Origin of the sequence: Pseudodesulfovibrio tunisiensis, assembly GCF_022809775.1 — a bacterium.
GTDB classification, from domain to species: domain Bacteria; phylum Desulfobacterota; class Desulfovibrionia; order Desulfovibrionales; family Desulfovibrionaceae; genus Pseudodesulfovibrio; species Pseudodesulfovibrio tunisiensis.
Genome location: NZ_CP094380.1, coordinates 716,070 through 734,308 on the forward strand (window position 1 = coordinate 716,070; position 18,239 = coordinate 734,308).

At 54.3% G+C, this 18,239-nt stretch carries 27 protein-coding genes; 19 read left to right on the top strand and 8 right to left on the bottom strand.

Translation table 11 applies throughout. The features are described from left to right. Positions 1-235: 235 nt before the first annotated feature. From MPN23_RS03555 to MPN23_RS03565, 3 genes are all read right to left on the bottom strand, one after another. Positions 236-958: a DUF5131 family protein gene (locus tag MPN23_RS03555; protein ID WP_243546180.1), complete on the bottom strand. Its 723-nt coding sequence runs from the start codon at positions 956-958 to the stop codon at positions 236-238. A gap of 343 nt (positions 959-1,301) precedes the next feature. Then, positions 1,302-2,033 carry a three-Cys-motif partner protein TcmP gene (gene tcmP / locus MPN23_RS03560; protein WP_243546181.1) on the bottom strand — a complete coding sequence of 244 codons (732 nt, stop codon included), beginning with the start codon at positions 2,031-2,033 and terminating at the stop codon, positions 1,302-1,304. Positions 2,034-2,255: 222 nt separating this feature from the next. Next, positions 2,256-2,627, bottom strand: a complete 372-nt coding sequence (locus tag MPN23_RS03565; RefSeq protein WP_243546182.1) for a hypothetical protein — start codon at positions 2,625-2,627, stop codon at positions 2,256-2,258. A 112-nt stretch (positions 2,628-2,739) separates the two neighbouring features. Here MPN23_RS03565 and MPN23_RS17180 point away from each other — a divergent pair, with 112 nt between their 5' ends. Continuing rightward, a complete protein-coding gene (locus MPN23_RS17180) occupies positions 2,740-2,958 on the top strand; it encodes a helix-turn-helix domain-containing protein (protein ID WP_424450063.1) in 219 nt (72 codons plus the stop codon). Positions 2,959-2,965: 7 nt separating this feature from the next. On the opposite strand, the gene MPN23_RS03570 is transcribed toward MPN23_RS17180, so the two are convergent. Beyond that, positions 2,966-3,241 (bottom strand): hypothetical protein, encoded by a 276-nt coding sequence (locus tag MPN23_RS03570; RefSeq protein ID WP_243546183.1) that lies wholly within the window; start codon positions 3,239-3,241, stop codon positions 2,966-2,968. 59 nt (positions 3,242-3,300) lie between these two features. On the opposite strand from MPN23_RS03570, the gene MPN23_RS03575 reads away from it, so the two are divergent. The 9 genes from MPN23_RS03575 to MPN23_RS03615 all read left to right on the top strand — a co-directional run bounded on the left by MPN23_RS03575 (position 3,301) and on the right by MPN23_RS03615 (position 8,618). Then, entirely contained in the window at positions 3,301-3,786 is a 486-nt protein-coding gene (locus tag MPN23_RS03575; protein ID WP_243546184.1) for a phage regulatory CII family protein, read from the top strand. 4 nt (positions 3,787-3,790) lie between these two features. Next, positions 3,791-4,174: a YdaU family protein gene (locus MPN23_RS03580; RefSeq protein WP_243546185.1), complete on the top strand. Its 384-nt coding sequence runs from the start codon at positions 3,791-3,793 to the stop codon at positions 4,172-4,174. A 5-nt stretch (positions 4,175-4,179) separates the two neighbouring features. Continuing rightward, positions 4,180-5,313, top strand: coding sequence for a hypothetical protein (locus MPN23_RS03585; protein ID WP_243546186.1), 1,134 nt, complete (start codon positions 4,180-4,182; stop codon positions 5,311-5,313). Then, complete coding sequence (locus MPN23_RS03590; protein WP_243546187.1) at positions 5,291-5,575, top strand: hypothetical protein; 285 nt, start codon at positions 5,291-5,293, stop codon at positions 5,573-5,575. The genes MPN23_RS03585 and MPN23_RS03590 overlap by 23 nt, the downstream gene beginning before the upstream one ends. Next, positions 5,572-5,787: a hypothetical protein gene (locus MPN23_RS03595; RefSeq protein WP_243546188.1), complete on the top strand. Its 216-nt coding sequence runs from the start codon at positions 5,572-5,574 to the stop codon at positions 5,785-5,787. Before MPN23_RS03590 ends, MPN23_RS03595 begins: the two co-directional genes overlap by 4 nt. After that, positions 5,780-6,274, top strand: coding sequence for a VRR-NUC domain-containing protein (locus MPN23_RS03600; protein ID WP_243546189.1), 495 nt, complete (start codon positions 5,780-5,782; stop codon positions 6,272-6,274). The genes MPN23_RS03595 and MPN23_RS03600 overlap by 8 nt, the downstream gene beginning before the upstream one ends. Next, the gene (locus MPN23_RS03605) at positions 6,271-7,065 is read left to right on the top strand and encodes a hypothetical protein (RefSeq protein WP_243546190.1); all 795 of its coding nucleotides are present in this window, start codon (positions 6,271-6,273) and stop codon (positions 7,063-7,065) included. Before MPN23_RS03600 ends, MPN23_RS03605 begins: the two co-directional genes overlap by 4 nt. After that, positions 7,062-7,265 (top strand): MerR family transcriptional regulator, encoded by a 204-nt coding sequence (locus MPN23_RS03610; RefSeq protein WP_243546191.1) that lies wholly within the window; start codon positions 7,062-7,064, stop codon positions 7,263-7,265. Before MPN23_RS03605 ends, MPN23_RS03610 begins: the two co-directional genes overlap by 4 nt. 207 nt (positions 7,266-7,472) lie before the next feature. Then, positions 7,473-8,618 carry a Fic family protein gene (locus MPN23_RS03615; RefSeq protein ID WP_243546192.1) on the top strand — a complete coding sequence of 382 codons (1,146 nt, stop codon included), beginning with the start codon at positions 7,473-7,475 and terminating at the stop codon, positions 8,616-8,618. 351 nt (positions 8,619-8,969) lie between these two features. On the opposite strand, the gene MPN23_RS03620 is transcribed toward MPN23_RS03615, so the two are convergent. The 4 genes from MPN23_RS03620 to MPN23_RS03635 all read right to left on the bottom strand — a co-directional run bounded on the left by MPN23_RS03620 (position 8,970) and on the right by MPN23_RS03635 (position 10,870). Next, positions 8,970-9,236: a Txe/YoeB family addiction module toxin gene (locus MPN23_RS03620; RefSeq protein ID WP_341540094.1), complete on the bottom strand. Its 267-nt coding sequence runs from the start codon at positions 9,234-9,236 to the stop codon at positions 8,970-8,972. Beyond that, complete coding sequence (locus MPN23_RS03625; protein ID WP_243546193.1) at positions 9,233-9,604, bottom strand: type II toxin-antitoxin system Phd/YefM family antitoxin; 372 nt, start codon at positions 9,602-9,604, stop codon at positions 9,233-9,235. Before MPN23_RS03625 ends, MPN23_RS03620 begins: the two co-directional genes overlap by 4 nt. A 170-nt stretch (positions 9,605-9,774) precedes the next feature. Then, positions 9,775-10,554, bottom strand: coding sequence for a BRO family protein (locus MPN23_RS03630; RefSeq protein WP_243546194.1), 780 nt, complete (start codon positions 10,552-10,554; stop codon positions 9,775-9,777). Next, entirely contained in the window at positions 10,547-10,870 is a 324-nt protein-coding gene (locus tag MPN23_RS03635; RefSeq protein WP_243546195.1) for a hypothetical protein, read from the bottom strand. Before MPN23_RS03635 ends, MPN23_RS03630 begins: the two co-directional genes overlap by 8 nt. Before the next feature lie 372 nt (positions 10,871-11,242). Here MPN23_RS03635 and MPN23_RS03640 point away from each other — a divergent pair, with 372 nt between their 5' ends. From MPN23_RS03640 to MPN23_RS03680, 9 genes are all read left to right on the top strand, one after another. Beyond that, on the top strand, positions 11,243-11,914 hold the full coding sequence (locus tag MPN23_RS03640) for a DUF2628 domain-containing protein (RefSeq protein ID WP_243546196.1): 672 nt from the start codon (positions 11,243-11,245) through the stop codon (positions 11,912-11,914). Positions 11,915-11,935: 21 nt separating this feature from the next. Beyond that, entirely contained in the window at positions 11,936-12,529 is a 594-nt protein-coding gene (locus MPN23_RS03645; RefSeq protein WP_243546197.1) for a hypothetical protein, read from the top strand. A gap of 227 nt (positions 12,530-12,756) precedes the next feature. Then, positions 12,757-13,164, top strand: a complete 408-nt coding sequence (locus tag MPN23_RS03650; RefSeq protein ID WP_243546198.1) for a DUF5675 family protein — start codon at positions 12,757-12,759, stop codon at positions 13,162-13,164. Positions 13,165-13,166: 2 nt separating this feature from the next. After that, positions 13,167-13,577, top strand: a complete 411-nt coding sequence (locus MPN23_RS03655) for a hypothetical protein (RefSeq protein ID WP_243546199.1) — start codon at positions 13,167-13,169, stop codon at positions 13,575-13,577. Further along, positions 13,574-13,816, top strand: coding sequence for a hypothetical protein (locus tag MPN23_RS03660; protein ID WP_243546200.1), 243 nt, complete (start codon positions 13,574-13,576; stop codon positions 13,814-13,816). The genes MPN23_RS03655 and MPN23_RS03660 overlap by 4 nt, the downstream gene beginning before the upstream one ends. A 256-nt stretch (positions 13,817-14,072) precedes the next feature. Further along, a complete protein-coding gene (locus MPN23_RS03665; RefSeq protein ID WP_243546201.1) occupies positions 14,073-14,561 on the top strand; it encodes a terminase small subunit in 489 nt (162 codons plus the stop codon). Next, positions 14,551-15,837, top strand: a complete 1,287-nt coding sequence (locus tag MPN23_RS03670) for a hypothetical protein (RefSeq protein ID WP_243546202.1) — start codon at positions 14,551-14,553, stop codon at positions 15,835-15,837. Before MPN23_RS03665 ends, MPN23_RS03670 begins: the two co-directional genes overlap by 11 nt. Beyond that, a complete protein-coding gene (locus MPN23_RS03675; RefSeq protein WP_243546203.1) occupies positions 15,838-17,931 on the top strand; it encodes a portal protein in 2,094 nt (697 codons plus the stop codon). After that, positions 17,928-18,131, top strand: a complete 204-nt coding sequence (locus MPN23_RS03680) for a hypothetical protein (protein WP_243546204.1) — start codon at positions 17,928-17,930, stop codon at positions 18,129-18,131. The genes MPN23_RS03675 and MPN23_RS03680 overlap by 4 nt, the downstream gene beginning before the upstream one ends. Positions 18,132-18,239: the final 108 nt, after the last annotated feature.

Here is an 18,239-nt window from a genome sequence, read left to right on the forward strand (position 1 = left end):
TTCGCGCTTCCGGTCCTTTTCAATTCAGTCAGCCCTGTTTTCCCCGGTTCCCGGATTGCCAGCCGCAGCCAGCAGGGCGGTTGCACAGGTTTCCGGGCGGTTGCCGCGTGGGTCCCGTGCTGACCTCGTGAATATAAGATACCTAGTGGTAGAAAACTGGTCAACATAAAAATACCAATAGGTATTAAATTGGGTAAAAAAAAGCCCGCTGGATTGGCGGGCCAAAAACTTTTTTCTAAGGGGCTATTGAAATTCTGGAAGGCGCTTCATCCCAAGTTGTTCCTTCTAAGAGTCTGCCTGCCTTTTTTTTATTTTTTCCACCCCACTGTTTAAAAAAGAAGGGAACCTTTTCTTCAATGCATTTATTTTTGATAGTTAAAACCCATTCTTCCTGCATTGGACGAGCCTTTGGGCCAGACTCACCACCAACAATTACCCAATCTATCTTATCCAGATCTAGGTCGGGAAGAGGGCCTAACAGAGGTTCAAGAGAAAGAAATTTGACAGCGGATGGAACAGTAGCAAGGTTTTTGGCTCGATAACAGTAGTCGTTGTTTTCAATGCTGACGCCCATCCAAAGGTTTTTTGGCCATTCAAGTTGCTTCGCTACTTCACGAAGACGTTTAGAACGTTTTGTCAGGACTTGATAGGTGTGTTGAGGCGTGGATTGGATGACAAAAAATACTTTTTGGATGAAACTAATGGGTACGTCCTTGTGGAAAAGATCGCTCATGGAGTTTACGAAAACCAAACGAGGCTGTTTCCATGTCGTTGGTATTCCGAGAGTTTGTGGATGTAGAGTAAGCTTGAAACCGTTTTGATAATTAGGCGAGTGCATGCTTTGCAGACGTTTCGCCATGGTCTCTGCGTAGCAATGCTCGCAACCCGGGCTAATTTTGGTACACCCTGTCAGCGGATTCCATGTAGCTTCAGTCCATTCGATTTTTGATTTAGCCATAGCTGAATTTTAACGAGATCGAACCAAGTTCGCAACCTTATGTTTTTTGTAAATGGTTTCGTAAGAAAGGGAAGGCCTTTTTAATAACACTCTCTCTTTGACCAAAGAAGAAAGGACTTCTTTTGATTTTTTTGCTGAAATTCCAGCCCGAAGAGCATGGAGAAAAACATCTTTATTGGTTTTTAAGGTGCCATTTTGAATTAGCCTTTTTAATTCGTCATGGTAGAGGGTCAGCTTGGTTGGAGGGAGAAGGGAAGGTTGGGTGCACAAAGCTTGTGGGTTATCTACAGAGTAATTCGCTTCACCTGCAAATTGGTCAATATCCCAGCAAGTTCGAAGGAATTTATCCGCACCGCGTGGGTGACCGGTACCCAAAAATTAAACCGTAAATATTTGTTCCCTTCTTGATCGAGAAGGGGAGAATAAAATATTCCGGGTTATTGGCAAGCTGTCTGTATGCTTCGGTCAACTCTCGGTGGCAATCCTTCAATGCTCCAAAATTGGCTTGAGGAATGGATTTGAAACATTCTTCCTTAAGAAATCTTCGAGCTGTAGAGGAGCTCATGAATGCAAGCCAGTCTGTTCGAGGAGAATTTACCAAATCAAAAAAAATATCGCATGAGAGTTCCTTCACACCGAATTGATCTATGAAGAAAAAAGCCGCGATGCTAGGGTCTTTTCTGGAATGTCGCGATTTTTCGAAAAGGTCGCGAAAGTTCATGTGGGTAATGCGAACGTCTATGTATTTTTTTGCGTTTTCGATTTCGGGGTTGGTTTGTAGCTGCTCCAGTTCCTTGAGCTTTGAGTCACTAAAAAAGAGCCGAATTGGTGGTCTTGCAGAACTGCTGTATTTTCGTGCGTATCTGACTGCTTCACGAAGTACGATAAGCGGACTTCCCTTGTCGCCTTTTTCAGTTGTCCCTGGCCCACAGAAAGGGTCAAACATTTGGATTTCTTTTATCCTATTCGTGTGGATAAACGTTGGAATCCATGCCCTTACGTATTTTTCTAGTAGGGTTAATTTGGTGTGTGTCCCTTCATCGAAGCTGTCTTGGAAAAAATGAGAATTATGCATGGTTGGAAGGTCTTTTTGAGAAATGAATATGGTTATGGTTGTCGCGATACGTTTTGTCTATCTTTGTCCTCAAAAAAAGCTGGTGAGTTGCTGCTCAAATTGAGTTCTTTTACAAAATTTTACTCTTTGTGAGACGTTTGGTGTGGATAATTCGAAGTCTTGGCTGCCTATAATCTCTAATTTTTTTCTGCCGATAATGAGACTTGCCTCCTCGTAAAACCTTTAACTGGCACGCCTTCTTTCTTCAGTCTCAGCTGGCTCGGTCTTTTTTTGAAAAAGCGTAGCCAGTTCGGCCGCCACCGCGTCATGGATCGCGGCATCGGATAGATTCAGCTTTCGCATTCCCGCAATGATTTCATCAAGGCGTTGGGCTTCCGGCGTGAGGACCTCCGGGCAGTCCATTTCCTCCCCGGGCATAACGATCTTTGCCCCGACTGATTCAAGAACAGCAAGCAAGTTCCTACCAGATGGTTCCCTTTTCTGCTTGGGGTCATCCGAGAACCAACGAGTGATCGTGTTGGGGGGAGTGTCGATCTGTTTGCTGATACGAGACTTTTCCCCACGCGGTTCAAGCACAACCTTGAGAGCGTCCATGATTTCTTCATAAAGTGACATACCAGATGGTATGCACTTTTTGGTATGGGCTGTCATCATCCTGTGGGTATCCTCCATTGACCACTTTTGTACCTAGTGGTATTTTCTGCCCATGCAAATCAAACAACTCATTCAAAAGACGTTGGCGGAACGTGGGTGGACTGCCACCAAGTTGGCGAGAGAAGCGGGTGTAGCACCGCCCGTAATTACCCGGATTTTATCCGGAGAACGCAAGGGATTGCACTCGACGACGATTGAAAAGCTGTGGCCGTTCCTGTTCTCAGTTCAGGAATCCGCTCTCCCCGGAGATTCGTCCCACAAGGCGGCATGAAGTGCTCCTAGATCGGCAACACCGCATGGAGTTGGATGACCTTGCCTTGCTTCTTTCCGGTTGTGTCCGGTGCCTTGTCCGGAGGCGCGGACCGCTTCTCCTTGCGAAGATGAACAAGGGCGTTGGTGGCTATGTCATTGTACACGGCCCACGGGTCCACGCCGCTCGGCAGTATTTCCCGGTAGAATTCAGGACAGTCGAATCCGGCCACGATCAGCACCACTGTTGCCAGAGTGGAGCCGTTCGGCTGTCCCTTGAAGTGAATGGTCAGCTTTGCGTCCATGCTCAGAGGAAACCACGGGTTCCGGGCACGGAAAATTATCGTTTGGAGGAGGGATTCTAATGTCTGACAGCATGTTGGATGCCGTGAACCTCATGGTCGAGGAATCGGGAAAACCCATCAAGGCCATAGCCGAGGAGATCGGCAAGCCCTACAGCACGCTCAAGCGCGAACTCAACGAGTTCGACGAAGGCGCCAAACTCGGAGCCGAGCTGCTGCTTCCGCTCATGCTTGCGTGTTCCGGGGATCAGCCGTTGCAATATTTGGCCGACAGGCGCGGCTACAATCTGATCCGACGCAAATCACGGGCAGGGCAGGATGGTGTGACCGAATTCCAGCCCGTGGCCCTGTTTCTGGCCGCCTCGCGGCTTCTGGAATTGTGTCAGGACGGACAGGCCGACCGCCTTGAAGTGACCCAAGCCGTGGATGCCGTGATCGAGGAAGCCGAGGCCGTCCTGTCCCGAAGATTTCCGGTACATGCCGCGTTTCGTCGTCACGGCCTGCTGCGCTGCCTGCTGGAAAAGGTTTGTTCAAGGCAGAGAGGGTAGAGTGATGGCAAAGAAGAAAGCTCCCGCGTTTCAGTTCTACGTGCGCGACTGGCTGTCCGAACCGGAAGTCCGCCGTTTATCCCTTGCTTCCCGGGGAATCTGGATCGATATCCTTGCCTACATGTGGCTTGAAGAGGAGCAGGGGAAACTGGAGGCCGGGATACCTGAACTTGCGCGGATGTGCGGTGCTTCGGAATCCGAGATCGAGGCTTTTCTGCGTGAGGCCGAACGAGTCGGCCTGTGCAGTGTGTCCCGATTTTGTCCCGGCGATGTCCCGGCATGTCCCGAAAATGTCCAGCTCGTTTCCCGCCGGATGCACAGGGAATGGAAAGACAGGGAAATGCAAGATGTGTGGAAACGCAACCGCGAGATGCGGAAGGCTAGGTAGGGCTTATGGCGAAGAAAGCACCGGCATTCCAAATTTATCCCGACGACTGGCTGTCGGACACCCGACTTATGCAGGCCTCGGACGCTACGCAAGGGCGCTGGATGCGCACCCTCTGCCGCATGTGGCGCAATCCTCAGAGGGGCCGTCTTGATGGTCCCGGCACATCGATATGCAAAGCCCTTGGCATGTTCCCGGCAGAGTTTTTGGAGTTTGTCTTGGAGATCATTCAATACGGATTTGCTGACCTCTCAATTGATGGGGAATGGGTCATAAAAGAGGGCGAATTCACAGGCGCGGGCGTTACGGAAGCGTTACATGGTAACGCAAAAAGTAACGCAGAAGTAACGCTTTGTAACGCAAAGATAACGCTCATAAATCGGCGCATGTGGAGAGAGCAAAAAGTCAATAATTCCAACGCAAAAAGGCAACGTCGTTACAGGGCAAAACATTCGAGTGACATGGAAGTAACGCCCCCTTCTCCATCTCCTACTCCATCTCCTACTCCAGAAGATACAAATACAAGCTCTTCTAAACTCCAAGAGTCTTCCTCTCCGACAAAGCGCATGCCGGAAGATTTTTTGGGTGGAGGCGACCCGCCTTCTTCCCGTCCCGTAAAAACCGATTCGCCTTCCAAGGGCCGACCATCCCGGCAGGGGTTTCTTGCCTGCTGGCAGGTCTATCCGCTCAAGCAGGGCGAGGAAGCGGCGTGGCGTGAATGGTGCCGTCTGGAAGACAACGGCACGCTGGAAGAACCGTGGGCGATCCGTGAGCACATTCTGCTCATGGCTCAGGAGGACGGACGATTCACCAGATGTCCGCCGAAATTCGAGAACTATTTGCGCGACAAACGCTGGAACGACACGCCGTACAAGGCTCCGCAGGATGGCTCGGCCCTGGTCTCCGGGATGCCACAGGCGAAGACGCAGGCCCAGCAGAACGCGCAGAATCGACAACGGCTTGCAAAGGCCCTGAATCAGGCGAGGAGTCAACGTGAAAATCAGCAGCGACAGAATGCTCGAGGAAATTGCGGTTCTGGCTTTGAACTACCCGGCGGCGATGATGGGACCGGACGAAATTGCGGCTTTGCTCCCGATCTGGGAGGCGGACCTCGGGCACTTGAGCGAGAGGCTGTTTCTTGAGGCCGTGGCCGAGTATCGCCGCAGTCACAGGTTCTTTCCGTGCACTGCGGAGATTCTTGAAGCTGCCAAGGCCGTGGAGAATCGTCGAATGCCCAAGGGCAAGCTCCTGACGCTGCCCCTTGGCGAAAGGCCTGAGGATTACACCCGGACCAACCGCGTGGTGCAACTGGTGGCCAATCTCCGGCGCAGGAATCCCCGACTCGGTTTTGCCGAAGCCGGACGGCTTGCCCGGGAACAGACCCGGAAGGGAGGGGCGGCATGATGAAGCTCGAATTTCTGCGGAATCCCGATGGCACGTTTTCCGTGTTCGGCGAGGATCGACAGCCGCGCGGAGACTGGTCCGGCGTTGTCGCGGAGCTGGTTCCCGTGGACGGCGGAGTGATCGTGACCCAAGGGGCCAGCAAGATTCCGGTTGCCTGCCGTCCGTCCATGCGGGCTGCCGGAGAGTTCGTGCGGAGGCAGTTTCATGCGTGAGCTGCAACCGCACATCTCGGCCCGGGAACTGCGTGAAATGGGCGGACTGGAAGGACTGCAACGAAAAGCCCGGGCCATGGGCAGGGTCGCGCCTGATCAGGTTGCGCCGGAAATCGTGCCGACAGAGCACGAGGAACAGGTTGCGTTTTTCAATTGGGCCAATGACTGCCTGCCGCCGGAAGTGGAGCCGTTGCTGTACGCCATCCCGAATGGCGGGCATCGGCTACCGGCCGTGGCTGGCAAGCTCAAGGCCGAAGGGGTCAAGCCGGGAGTGCCGGATATCTGTCTGGCGTGGCCTCGGCTTGGGTATCACGGGCTCTACATCGAGATGAAACGCCAAAAGGGCGGCAGGTTGTCCGATGCGCAAAAGCGGATGATCTCGGCCCTGAGACGGGCCGGGTATCTGGTCAGGGTCTGCAAGGGAGACTTCGAAGCCCGGGAAGCCTTGCAGGAATACATGTTCGGCAAGGGAGACGATGCGGCATGAACAGCGGAAAACACTGCCAGTACATGGGACAGCCTCGGGTCTGCCTGCTCAAGCTCGCGCAACATCGGCGCGGGATTCACGGCTACCCGGAATGCGCGAAATGCGATTACGGCCTGACCGTTTGGGCCAAGGCCTCGAATACCAGCGAAAGCAACATCGAGAAGGAGGTCGAGAAGATGGCAAGACATGGCAAATGCGCACATTGCGGACGCGGCCCCATTGGTTTGGACAGTCGTGGCCTGTGCTATCGATGCAAGGCTGACCCGGAAATCCGGGCAAAACATCCCACGGCTGCGGAATTGCGACAGGACATGCAGGACAAAGCCAGGGACAAATGCCGGACAACCGAGGTCGCACCCGAGGTTCAGTCCACGCCAGCCCCGGTTGCCAGTGACGGGGATATTCTGGTGCTGAACGGCCTGACGTTCAAGCGTCGGACCGGCGGACGGAGACTCGGGCACAACCCGCCGCTGCTCACGGTTCGGGAAGGCACGGGCTGCATGAACTTTTACCTGAACGCGGCAGCGACAACGATTTTCGGTCTGGAACGGTACGCCTATGCCGATCTGTTCGAGAACAGGGAGCGCAAGAGCGTGGCAATCAGGCTGCTGGACAAGCCCCGTGATCTGAATTCCGTCAAGGTGCGCGGCGGCACGAGCCGGACCGAACGGGTCATATCCGCAACGACCATTGCCCGGGAGCTCGGGATAGAGCCGGGCAAGTACGAGGTGTCGCCTGCAAGGGAATTGCCCGGCGTGATCGTGGTGGATTTCAAGGAGCGGGCGGCATGAACGACGATCTGTTGACCTCCATGGCTCAGATCAAGGCCCGGTTCGGGGTCGGACGGGATCGTGTGCTTCGATGGGTGCGCCTCGGTGCGCCCATCGCCGTGGAGTACACCGAACGGGGAGGCCAGCCGAGGTATTCCGCATCAGCGCGGGAGTTGCAGCAATGGCGGGCCCGCAAGTTCCGGGCGGCCGAGGCTGTGTAGTGGGCATGATTCGGGCGTAGGTCTGCGTGAAAGAACGGCTCTGGATGGAATGTCCGGGGCCGTTTGATTTTGAGAGAAAACATGGACGCGCATGAGCGCGTATCGTGGAATGCTTGCCAGTTGCCGAAATACGCGGTAAAAAAGTTTTCACATTGAGAAAGAATTTCATGAAAATGCTATAAATTCAGCAGAGTTAAGGTTTCATTTATGGCTTCAAAAATACCTGTCGCCGAGCATCTGACTTTCAAGTCCGGGAAGTTCGTCTTTTCCTGCGAACATGATGCGGCCCTGATTATGCCCAAAGTTCTGGAAGCGAAGATTCTGTATCAGACCGTCACCGGGTTGCCCATTCTGCCGCATGTTTCCGCCCGGATGCAGACCGATCTTGTCAGGAGGTCCATCTTCGGGACCGCCGCAATAGAAGGAAACAAGCTGACCGAGGATGAGGTCGAAGCTGTTCTTACCTCGAAAAAAAGGGAAGAGCTTTCCAACAGGTCGGAGCTGGAAATCGACAACCTGAAAAGGGCCTATGCCTTTCTGGAGAAAAAAGGGCAGGGCGGTCCGTGGAAGGTGAGGGAGAAGTTCATCAAGGATGTCCACAACGTTCTGACGAGAGGATTGGATTACTATCACAACTCTCCCGGTCTATACCGGAACGAGCCCGTGTACGTCGGCAATCCTGAGCATGGCGGGACATACACGCCGCCCAAAATTCTTGTGGACATAGAGAATCTGATGCGGATTTTCGTCGAGTGGATCAACTGCAAGGAAATGCTTGAAACGGACGCGATGATCCGGGCGGCTGCGGCTCATTTCCATCTGGCCAGGATTCATCCGTTTCAGGACGGCAACGGCAGGACGGCCCGGTTCATCGAAGCCATGGTCATGCACGGAGCCGGAATCAAGTATCTGCCCCAGATGATGTCGAATTACTACTACCGGAACATCGACGACTATTTCATCGCGTTCTCGAGCGTGCACAAGAGCAAGAACAGGAAAGACATTACTCCGTTCCTGTCGTTCTTCTTCGATGGGGTGATCGAGTCCCTGAAGGAGATCAAGGAACAGGTGACGTACTCCATACGGCAAATGTCCATCCGGGATTTTGTCTATTTCCAGAAGAAGAACAAGGCGCTCTCCAAACGTCAGGCTGATCTGCTCCTGCTTTGTCTGGAAACGCTCAAGCCTTTTACACTGTCGGATTTGTTCTCGCATCCGGTCATGAAGCACCTGTACGCCGGGGTAAGCGAATCCACCGCCAGAAGGGATTTGAAAAAGCTGTACGACGAAGGCTACCTGCGACTCCACAAGGACAAAAAGGAGTACCTCGTGAATCTGCTGATGCTTGGCTAGAGCTGAGTGGAAAGACGAGTCGAATCATGAACGGCCCCGGCGAAAAGCTTGGGGCCGTTTTGATTTAAGTAACTGCCTTGATTTAAATAATTAAAGTGTAGATGGAAAAAATCTTCCGGCATAGTTGAATCTCTTCGTAGAGAAATCACAAAGACAGAAGAAGGTAATCAGTATTTAGGGGGGCATGTCTCAAGGCTTGGTCACTATTCTATGCACTTATATCAAACCGTCTGTTATATGGTATTGAGCCTAAAAAATACTACTCTATTCGCTTCGAATATGAAGAGAATGAAGAGACCTGCATTTAGTTATAACAGATGACAGTTTGTATTTTTGAATATTTATCTGATTTTAATAGTGATAGCGACATTGAACAACAATCAGTGTATCCGTTTTCCCGTCAAATTTGTATACAAGACGGTGTTCATGGTCGATTCGGCGGGACCAATAGCCCGCTAGATCAAAGCGGAGAGGTTCGGGTTTTCCGGTTCCTTCGAATGGGGTTCGTATCGCATCTCGAATCAACGAATTGATTCGTTTAAGTGTCTTTTTGTCAGTCTTTTGCCAGTCCAGGTAATCATCCCATGCTTGCGGGGTCCATGTGAGGAGAGTCATCATTCCTCCATGAGAGTGTGCGATTCCAAATGCCCGGACTCGGCCGCCTGAATGCTTGCCCGAAGGAGAGCTGCATTGGCCGGGCTTCTGAGCAAATATGCGGTTTCCGTGATGCTATTGTAATCCCTCAAGGACATCATGACTACAGCCTCGGCCTTGCGGCGAGTGATGATTACCGGCTCGTGGGTATCACAGACTTCGTCCATTTTTGACGCTAGCTTCTGGCGAGCTTCGGTGTAAGTGATGGCTTCAGGCATAAGTTCCTCCTTCTTGCTGTACAATAAATAGTACATGTCAAAGGGCGGGTCAAGAGCGCGAAATAAGAGTCTTGTAAGCCCCAACACGGCGTTCTCCTCTTTGCCTATAATCATGGCCGCCTTTCCTTTTCCCGTCTCATCCCTGTCAACCCCCCATATTTCCGTCTTTTCCCGTTCTGTGCCGTCCTCTCCCGTCCTGCTTGTTGCTCGGCGGTGCGATATCCAGCCATTTGAGGAGTGTTTGCAAAAAAGGAAGCCGAGGTGTTATCCCCGGCTTCCTTGCCTTATGCGGCTTCCTTGTCTTCCGATTTTCGTAGCAGCTTCACGATGAAGGTCACGCCTCGCTGGTAGACGAGCGTTTGCGTGCCTACGCGCATCTCGCCGTGAACCTCGTAGCGGCGTTCCACGACACGGAAATATCCTCGGTCCATGTAAATCTGTTTGGGTTCATTGTTCGCCATGAGGACTCCCCGATCCCGGAGAAACTTGAACAGTTTGTTGCGGCCAATTCCGAAATCCTTGTGCAGGGCCTTGGCTACCGATCCGATGGGCAGAGCCGTGTCCGAAGCCATGAGCGAATCCAATGTTTCGGCCTTGGGCTTGAGCCTGTCTCTTTCCGCTTCTGCCACCTCACGCTTTTTGCTCTCGGCCAGCCTTTTTTGCCGTTCAGTCTTGAGGTCTGTAGCCAGCCGGATGATCGTATCCGGATTGAGCAAGGCTTCCTCTATCTTCTCCGGCGTCATGTATGCGCCATGCTTGCGTATGGTCGGCAGAACTTCGCCAACCACCCATTCCTCAAATCGCTCAGCTGCGGGAAGCTTGGAGCGCATGATGAGGCGATAGACATCACGTTCGGGGATGATCTTCATGTGCCGAGCCTGCCCCGTCATTTTTACGGGTGAGGTCAGAGCTGCTTTGCAATGTGAACGGATAGCTTGATCCGTGTCGGCATATCCCAACACTTCAGCCACATCCTTTGCCACGAACCAGGGTTCACCCTGATCGTCCTGAACCACACGAACATTGGCCTGATCGAATTGGAAGGGGATGATGTTGCTAGGCATGGCAACCTCCATGCAGGGGGTGAACAAGCTCGGCTTGGGTGTATTCCTTGTCCAGAGTGATACGCAGATTGCCTACGGTGTGCTCAATGGCATGAGCAATGTCGATGGCCTTGTCTTGGCAGGAACGGGCGACAACCTGATTGTGGGCACCAAAGGCGCTGAGTTTCACCAGATCGCAAAGGGCTTCCTCAAGGCTGCACTGGCGGGCGGAAGGATTGGGGTGGGATTGGGCCGGTTGAACGGATGGATGGAAGTTGACGACGAGAACATTGCCGTTGCGGACGAATAGCGATTCGTTTACGTTGCGCTGAGCCATGACGTACCTCCCTTGAAGGTCGTTTGTGGTTAGGCCTCGGTTGGGAATTGCCGTTCCCTCCGGGGCCGTTTTTTTTGTTTGGTTACTTGGTTTCCTTTTTCTTTTCCTCGGCCTCTTTCAGTCTTTTTTCCATGCATTCAATGAACATGTCCTTGATGGTCATGCCTTCCGTTGCTGCAAGGATTTTAATCCTGCGGTGGAGTTTTTTGTTGAGCCTCATTGTAAATGTGGTTTGTTCTTCTTTCATAAGAATTTAATAATTACATGATTACAAACTGTCAATAAGAAAATTTGACTTTTGTTCAAGTAGAGATATGCCAATAACGCAAATGCCTTCTGGGTATTTTTTTTGTCTAGAAGTGAGGTCAGAAGATGGATTCCAACGTCTTGATCATATTGGTTATGGTTGGCCTTTTTGTGCTTTGCGTGGTTGTGGCCAAGTTGATCAATGTCCCGACCGCTGAAGTCTCTGTGGAGGCGAAACAGCCTCAACAGGAACCGGAAAAGGGGGTTCAAGCTTTGTATCAGCAAGATGAAGTCAAATCGGATTCGAAAATCGGCAAGCAGATCGTAGCTGCGACAAAGCAGCAACAGACAGAAAGGGCAGACTCTTCGTCTATGCGGACTGGGATTTCTGTCGAGGATTATGAAGCATTTGTTGGAAATAATTTTATTAAATATTATGAGAGGATTGAGCTTTTCGATAGTCTTGATGGCAAGTACAAAGGGAAGTGGCATTGGCCCGGATTCTTTTTTGCTCCCGCTTGGTTGCTGTATCGGAAACTGTACCCTCAAGCTGCCTTTGTCTTGGTTCTATCGTTCATTCCAATTGTTGGATTCATTGCGCATTGCTACGTGGGGTGGGCAGGATATCATATGTATTACAAAAACGCTCGGAAGAGCATTGAATCCATATGCCGTTTATTCCCAAACAAGGACAACAAGTTGCGTTTGAAAAAAATAGGAGGGACCTTGGTTTGGGTGCCATGGCTTTCCGGTGTGCTGTATCTGCTTGGTTTGTTAGCTTTCCTTGCCAATTTTTAAGGCGCAAGCAAGGGTATTGAATTGGAATATCATAAGAGGCTGGAAGTGCGGAATTTGTTGTTGCTTGGCGTTGTGCATATTCTAACTTTTGTTTTTATATATCCAAATAATACATATGCCAGCAATGCTTTCACTGCTTATGGGATATCTTTTTCAGGCCCAGACGGTGTTGATTTTAAGACATTTAATACAACAGAAAGAGATATGACAACCAAGTTGGCTGCGTATGAAGGCCCGGACGGAAGTATTCTGGTTAGTATTCACAACATTCCATACAAACAAGATATATTATATCTCTATAAATTGCAGCGGCATGAAACGAAACGTGTGAGAAGGTATTTAAGGTATATTGAAAAATCTTCTGGCAAAAATTTTCAGACTTTTAATCCACAAATATTGACCGTTTCGGGAGCGCATGGATTGCAGTATGGGTTTCATGTAAAAATGGATGGAGCTCATACATATGGAATGTCCTTCGTTTGTGTTCCGATGGGGATGATAGAGGTTCTGATTGTGGGCAAATCTTATTTGAATAAAAACGATTCATATGATGCATTCAAACTCCTTCAAAAAAAATACTATAAAAAAATAGTTAAAAGCATTCGTTTCGAATAAGTATTTTGTGCCGCCTTTCCTTTTCCCGTCTCATCCCTGTCAACCCCCCATATTCCCGTCTTCTCCCGTTCTGTGCCGTTCCCTGTCGTCCTGCGCAAAATCCCCCGTGGTAGAATCCCGGGCAACTGAAGAGGGTCCGCGTTCAGGCCCGGACCGCCCGTCCTGCTTGTGGCTCGGCGGTGCGATATCCGTGCGGCCTGACCGGACCACCGCGAAGGGGAAACAGCATGATCGACAGGGCAGAGCTGGTACGACTGGAAAAGGGCGAGGACGGCACGTTCGGCGTATTGAAGCTGAACGGCCATGTCTTTTGCATGACCTTGGAACCGCAGGATCGGGACAACGCCGTGGGCGCGTCCTGCATCCCGGAGGGCCGGTATTTCTGCCAGCCCGTGCATTCCCCCGGATTCGGCGACGTGTACGAGATCGCGAACGTACCCGGCCGCACCCACATTCTGGTGCATCCCGGCAATCTGGTCCGGGATACCGAGGGATGCGTGCTGCTCGGCAGGCGATACGGCACCCTTGACGGACAGCGCGGCATCCTGACTTCCCGCGACACCGTGACGGAGTTCCTGTCTGTCGCCGACAACCAGCCCTTTGCCCTGACCATCATCGACGCGAGCGAGGTGTAGCCGTGCTGCCCATCATCGGAGCCGTGGCCGGACTGGCCACAACCATCGTGCAGGGTGTGACCGGCCACTTCAAGGGCAAGCAGGAGATTCGGAAGGCTGTTGTCGAGAACCGTGTCCGTCTGGCCCGGTCGGATCAGGAGTTCAATCACGAGTGGGAGATGAAGCAGCTGGAGAACGCCGGGTGGAAGGACGATGTGCTGTTCTTCGCTTGGATCGGGTTCTTCATCTGGTCCGGGTTCTGCCCGGAAGAGGCGGCCAAGGTGCTCCATGCGTGGGAGTCCCTGCCCGACTGGTTTCTTCAGATTTTCTTCTGGATCGTGGCTGCGGTGCTGGGCGTGAAGAAGATCGGTGACTACCTGCCCGGGGCCGTGCGCGGAGTCCGGGACGCCCTGAGCAGGGGAGGCTCGAAATGAGCAGTCCCTGGACTCTGGACAAGAAGATTCCCCTCGCCCTTGTCTTTGCCATCCTGATGCAGACCGTGGCCGCCATCTGGTGGGCTTCCGGGCTGCAGGGACAGGTTCAGGCGAATTCCAAGGACATCCGGCAATTGCGGCTCGAGATCGATGCGACTTCCAGTCTCAGGTCCGACATGGCCGAGGTCAAGAACGACATCGGCTGGATCAAGGGCTGGCTGGAAAAGTACGGGCGATAGACATTTTTCAATGACTGAAACCCTGCGGCCTCACATGACCCCGGAGGCCGATCTGCCGGGCAGGAGCAGTAAGCCCCGGCGTAACGGATAAACGAGCGCGGTTCGAATGATTCGGGAGTGGTGACGACGGCCAGCCCGAGCCCTGAAAGGGAAAACGGTCGGATGGACTCCGCAGGCTCGATAATTCGCAGGGCATAGGTTGAAGGATCATAGCTTTCGATTTCTGTTTTGGGGTCTTCAGACGTGGGAAAATGACATGGCAGGCAAGACGGCGCAACTGACGGCAAGGCAAAGGGCGTTTGTTCAGGAATACCTTGTGGACCTGAACGCAACGCAGGCCGCCATTCGTGCCGGGTACAGCAAAAGGTCGGCCTATTCGCAGGGACAGCGACTGTTGAAGAAAGCTGAGATTCAGGCTGCGATACGGGAAGAGCTTGAGAAACGGACGGAACGTACGCAGATCACGCAGGATTACGTGCTGAAGAACATCGTGAGCATTGTCGAGCGGTGCATGCAGGCGGAACCTGTGACCGATCGCAAGGGAAAGCCGGTGTACGTGGAGAACGCGGCCGGGGAACAGGTGCCAGCGTACACGTTCGACAGCCACGGAGCCTTGCGCGGGAACGAGCTGCTGGGAAAGCACCTCGGGATGTTCAACGAGAAGGTCGACCACAACGTGGAAGGCAGTCTGACCATCAACCTGAAACGCTACGATGACGAGAGCAACGGCGAGAATGGAAATTGATCTGCCATACAACTGGAATCCGCGTCCGCACCAGCTGCCGCTGTGGCAGTCGTTTGCGGGTGGCTGTCTGCGTGGTGTCGTGGTCTGGCATCGAAGGGCGGGCAAGGACTCCACGGCGCTGAACATGACGTGCGTGAAGGCGCATGAGCGTGTCGGCGTGTACTGGCACATGCTGCCCACGCAGAAGCAGGCGCGTCGATCCGTCTGGAACGGCATTGACAGGGAAGGCCGACGCATCATCGATCAGGTGTTCCCGCCCGTGATCCGCAGCCGTACCAGCTCGCAGGAGATGCTCATCGAACTCAAGTGCGGCTCCATCTGGCAGTTGTGCGGCAGCGACAACTACAATGCGCTGGTCGGCTCCAACCCGGTCGGCGTGATCTTTTCCGAATGGTCTCTGGCCGATCCGCTGGCGTGGGACTACATCCGTCCGATTCTGGCCGAGAACATGGGCTGGGCCCTGTTCATCTACACGCCGCGCGGCAGAAACCACGGCTGGGAGATATACGACATGGCCCGGCACAACCCGAACTGGTTCTGCCAGCGGCTGACCGTGGACGATACGCATGTGATTTCCGAAGCCGCGATTCAGGAGGAGCGGGACGCGGGCATGGACGAGGACAAGGTGCAGCAGGAATTCTACTGCTCCTTTGATGCGGCACTGCCCGGCGCGTATTTCGGCCAGCTCATGAATGCGGCGGACCAGAGCGGCAGGGTGACGGACGTTCCCTACGATCCCGCACTGCCCGTGCATACGGCGTGGGATCTGGGCATGTCCGATTCCACGTCCATCTGGTTCATGCAGGCGCGGCCCGGCGGCTCGTTCGTCCTGATCGACTACTACGAGGCGCACGGGCAGGGGCTGGAGCATTACGCCAAGGTGCTGGACGACAAGGGCTACAAGTACGGCCAGCACATCGCGCCGCATGACATCCGCGTACGCGAGCTCGGCACGGGCAAGTCCCGGCTGGAAACGGCCCGGTCTCTGGGCATCCGGTTCGACATCTGCCCGAACATTCCGGTGCAGGACGGCATCAATGCGATCCGGACCGCCTTGCCCCGGTGCTGGTTCGATCACACCCGATGCAAGCACGGCGTGGACGCGCTTCGGCAGTATCAGCGCGAGTGGAACGACAAGACCCGGAGCTTTCACGATCATCCACTGCACGACTGGACCAGCCATGCCGTGGACGCGTTCCGGTACCTGTGCGTGGGCTTCAGGCCGCAGTCCGGCGACCAGCGCGGTTTTCGTCCGAATCGGAGGAAGGGAAGATAGATGGCACTCAAACCCATTGATACGCGTACCGCGCTCGGCTTCGTGGAGGAGGCGCAGACCGCTTCCCGGGATTGGCGGGCCGAGTCGTGGCGGGATCAGGAGATGTATGACGGAGCGCAGTGGTCCGCACGGGACCGGGAGAATGCCGTGGATCAGGGGCTTGATCCGCTCGTGATCAACCGGACCTTTCCTGCCGTGAACCTCGTGCTCGGCTCTCAGGCCGTGAATCGGCTGGACATCGTGGCCAAGGCCCGCACGCACAAGGACGGGCAGATGGCCGAGATCATGTCCGAGGGCATCCAGTTCGTGCTGGACCAGAATCAGGGACAGTTTCTCATTTCCGAGGCGTTCCGCAATGCCACGATTCCCGGGATCGGCTGGCTGTATGTCGGCCTGAACCCGGACCCGCGCAAGGAGCGCATCAAGCTGGATACGCGCGACTGGAAGGAAATCTGGTGGGACCCGTTCGCATCACCGTGGCTGGACCCGGACAAATGCCGCTACGTGTTCCATCAGCGGTGGATGGATTTGGAGGAGCTGATCGGCTGGTTCCCGGAGCAGGAAAAGGCCATACGCGAGACGTACAGGGGCTTGAACCATCAGGACGCGGAATATCTGGGCAGCATCTACGGCGACGAGGCCGACAACGTGGAGCAGCTCAAGCGCGTGCTCGGCTCCACACGCTGGACCGATCCGGAGCGCAAGCGGGTGCGGCCCGTGGAACTCTGGTATCCGGTCATGGAAAAGGGACTGTTCGCGCTCATGCCGGACGGCCAGTGCATCGAGATCAGGCGGGACTGCGATCCGGCCCTGATCTACCAGCTCGTGCATCAGGCTTCCGAAGTGGTTTCCGCGCAGGTCCGCAAGATGCGCGTCATGACATTTCTGGGGCGTCAGGTGTTGCAGCACATGGCCTCGCCCTTTGGGCACGATGAATATCCCTTCGTGCCGTTCATCGGCTATCTGGATCGTTTCCAGTTTCCCTTCGGCCTGCCCCGCCAGATTCGCGGACAGGACGAGGAAGTGAACAAGCGCCGGGCCATGGCTCTGGCGCAGTTGCAGCGGCGGAGGATCATCATCGAGGAAGGCGCGGCGGACGACTTGCAGACCGTGTACGACGAAGTGAATTCCATGGACGGCATGGTTGTGCTCAAGGAAGGCGGCATTGCCAAGGCCCAGATTCTCGAAGGCCGTGACCTGGCTCCGGCCCAGATGGACCTTCTGTACGCCTCGGAGCGGGAGATTCAGCAGGTATCCGGCGCAAACGACGAGTCCCTCGGGTACAAGTCCAACGCCACCTCGGGTCGGGCTCTGGAACAGCGGCAGCGGCAGGGAGCAACCGTGCTGGCCTCGGTGTTCGACAATCAGCGGCGCAGCCTCAACCGATTGGGAACGCTGGTCAGTGCGGAGATTCAGGACAAGTGGAAAGGCCCCAAGGTGTTGCGCATCACGGACCGGATCACGAATCAGGAGCGGTTCGTGGAGGTCAACGAGACCGTGCCGCGTGGTGACGGCGGGTTCGAGGTCCGCAACGACATCACGCAGGGTCGCTACGACATCGTGATTTCCGATGCGCCGCAGAGCGATACGGTCCGGGAAAAGAATCTGGACCTCATCATCGAGTGGATCAAGCAGTCTCCGCCGGAAGTGATTCCGCACCTCATGTCTCTGGCCCTTGAGCTTTCCAACCTGCCGAACAAGGACAATCTGCTCATGCGGCTGCGGCCTCTGCTTGGCGGAATGCCGGGCGAGGAGGACATGACTCCGGAGGAGCTCAGGCAGGCCCTCATGGAACGCATGGAATCGGAAAAGGCCGAGGCGCAGGCCATGGCCGAGCTCAAGCAGCGCATGGAGGCTCTGGAGATTCAGGCCAAGGAGCTGGAGAACGACAAGCTGCGGGCCGAGATTCTTGCCACCAAGGCCAAGGCCAGAAGCGAGATGCGCAAGGCAGGACGTGAGGATTTTCAGGTACAGCACAAGGCGGAAGTCGACAGGAGCAGGGCGGAACGCGAGGCCCTTCAGGCTCGGCAGAAGGCGGAAACCGAGCAGCGCAAGGCCGAAGCCTCGGCAGCTCAGGGAGTGATGCGGATATGAGCAGACAAAACGTGCGGGATTGGGGCGCAATGAGCCCGGCACAGGAACAGGCGTTCGAACGCAGGGCCGAGAAGCATTTTCGTGGTCAGCGGGAGTTGCGCAACGGTCGCAATTTCCGGTTCTGGAATCGGACCGAGACCGAGGAGGACCGCAGGCGGTTCCGGTCGAACTATGACGCTGTGAGGTGGGATCGGGCATGAGCATTTCCCCGGAAAGCAGGATGATCATCCGCGCGCTTCTGCGTGGACTCAAGCTGATTGTATCGCTTCTGGAAAAGATCGAGCGAGGGGAAGCCGTGTAGTCGGACT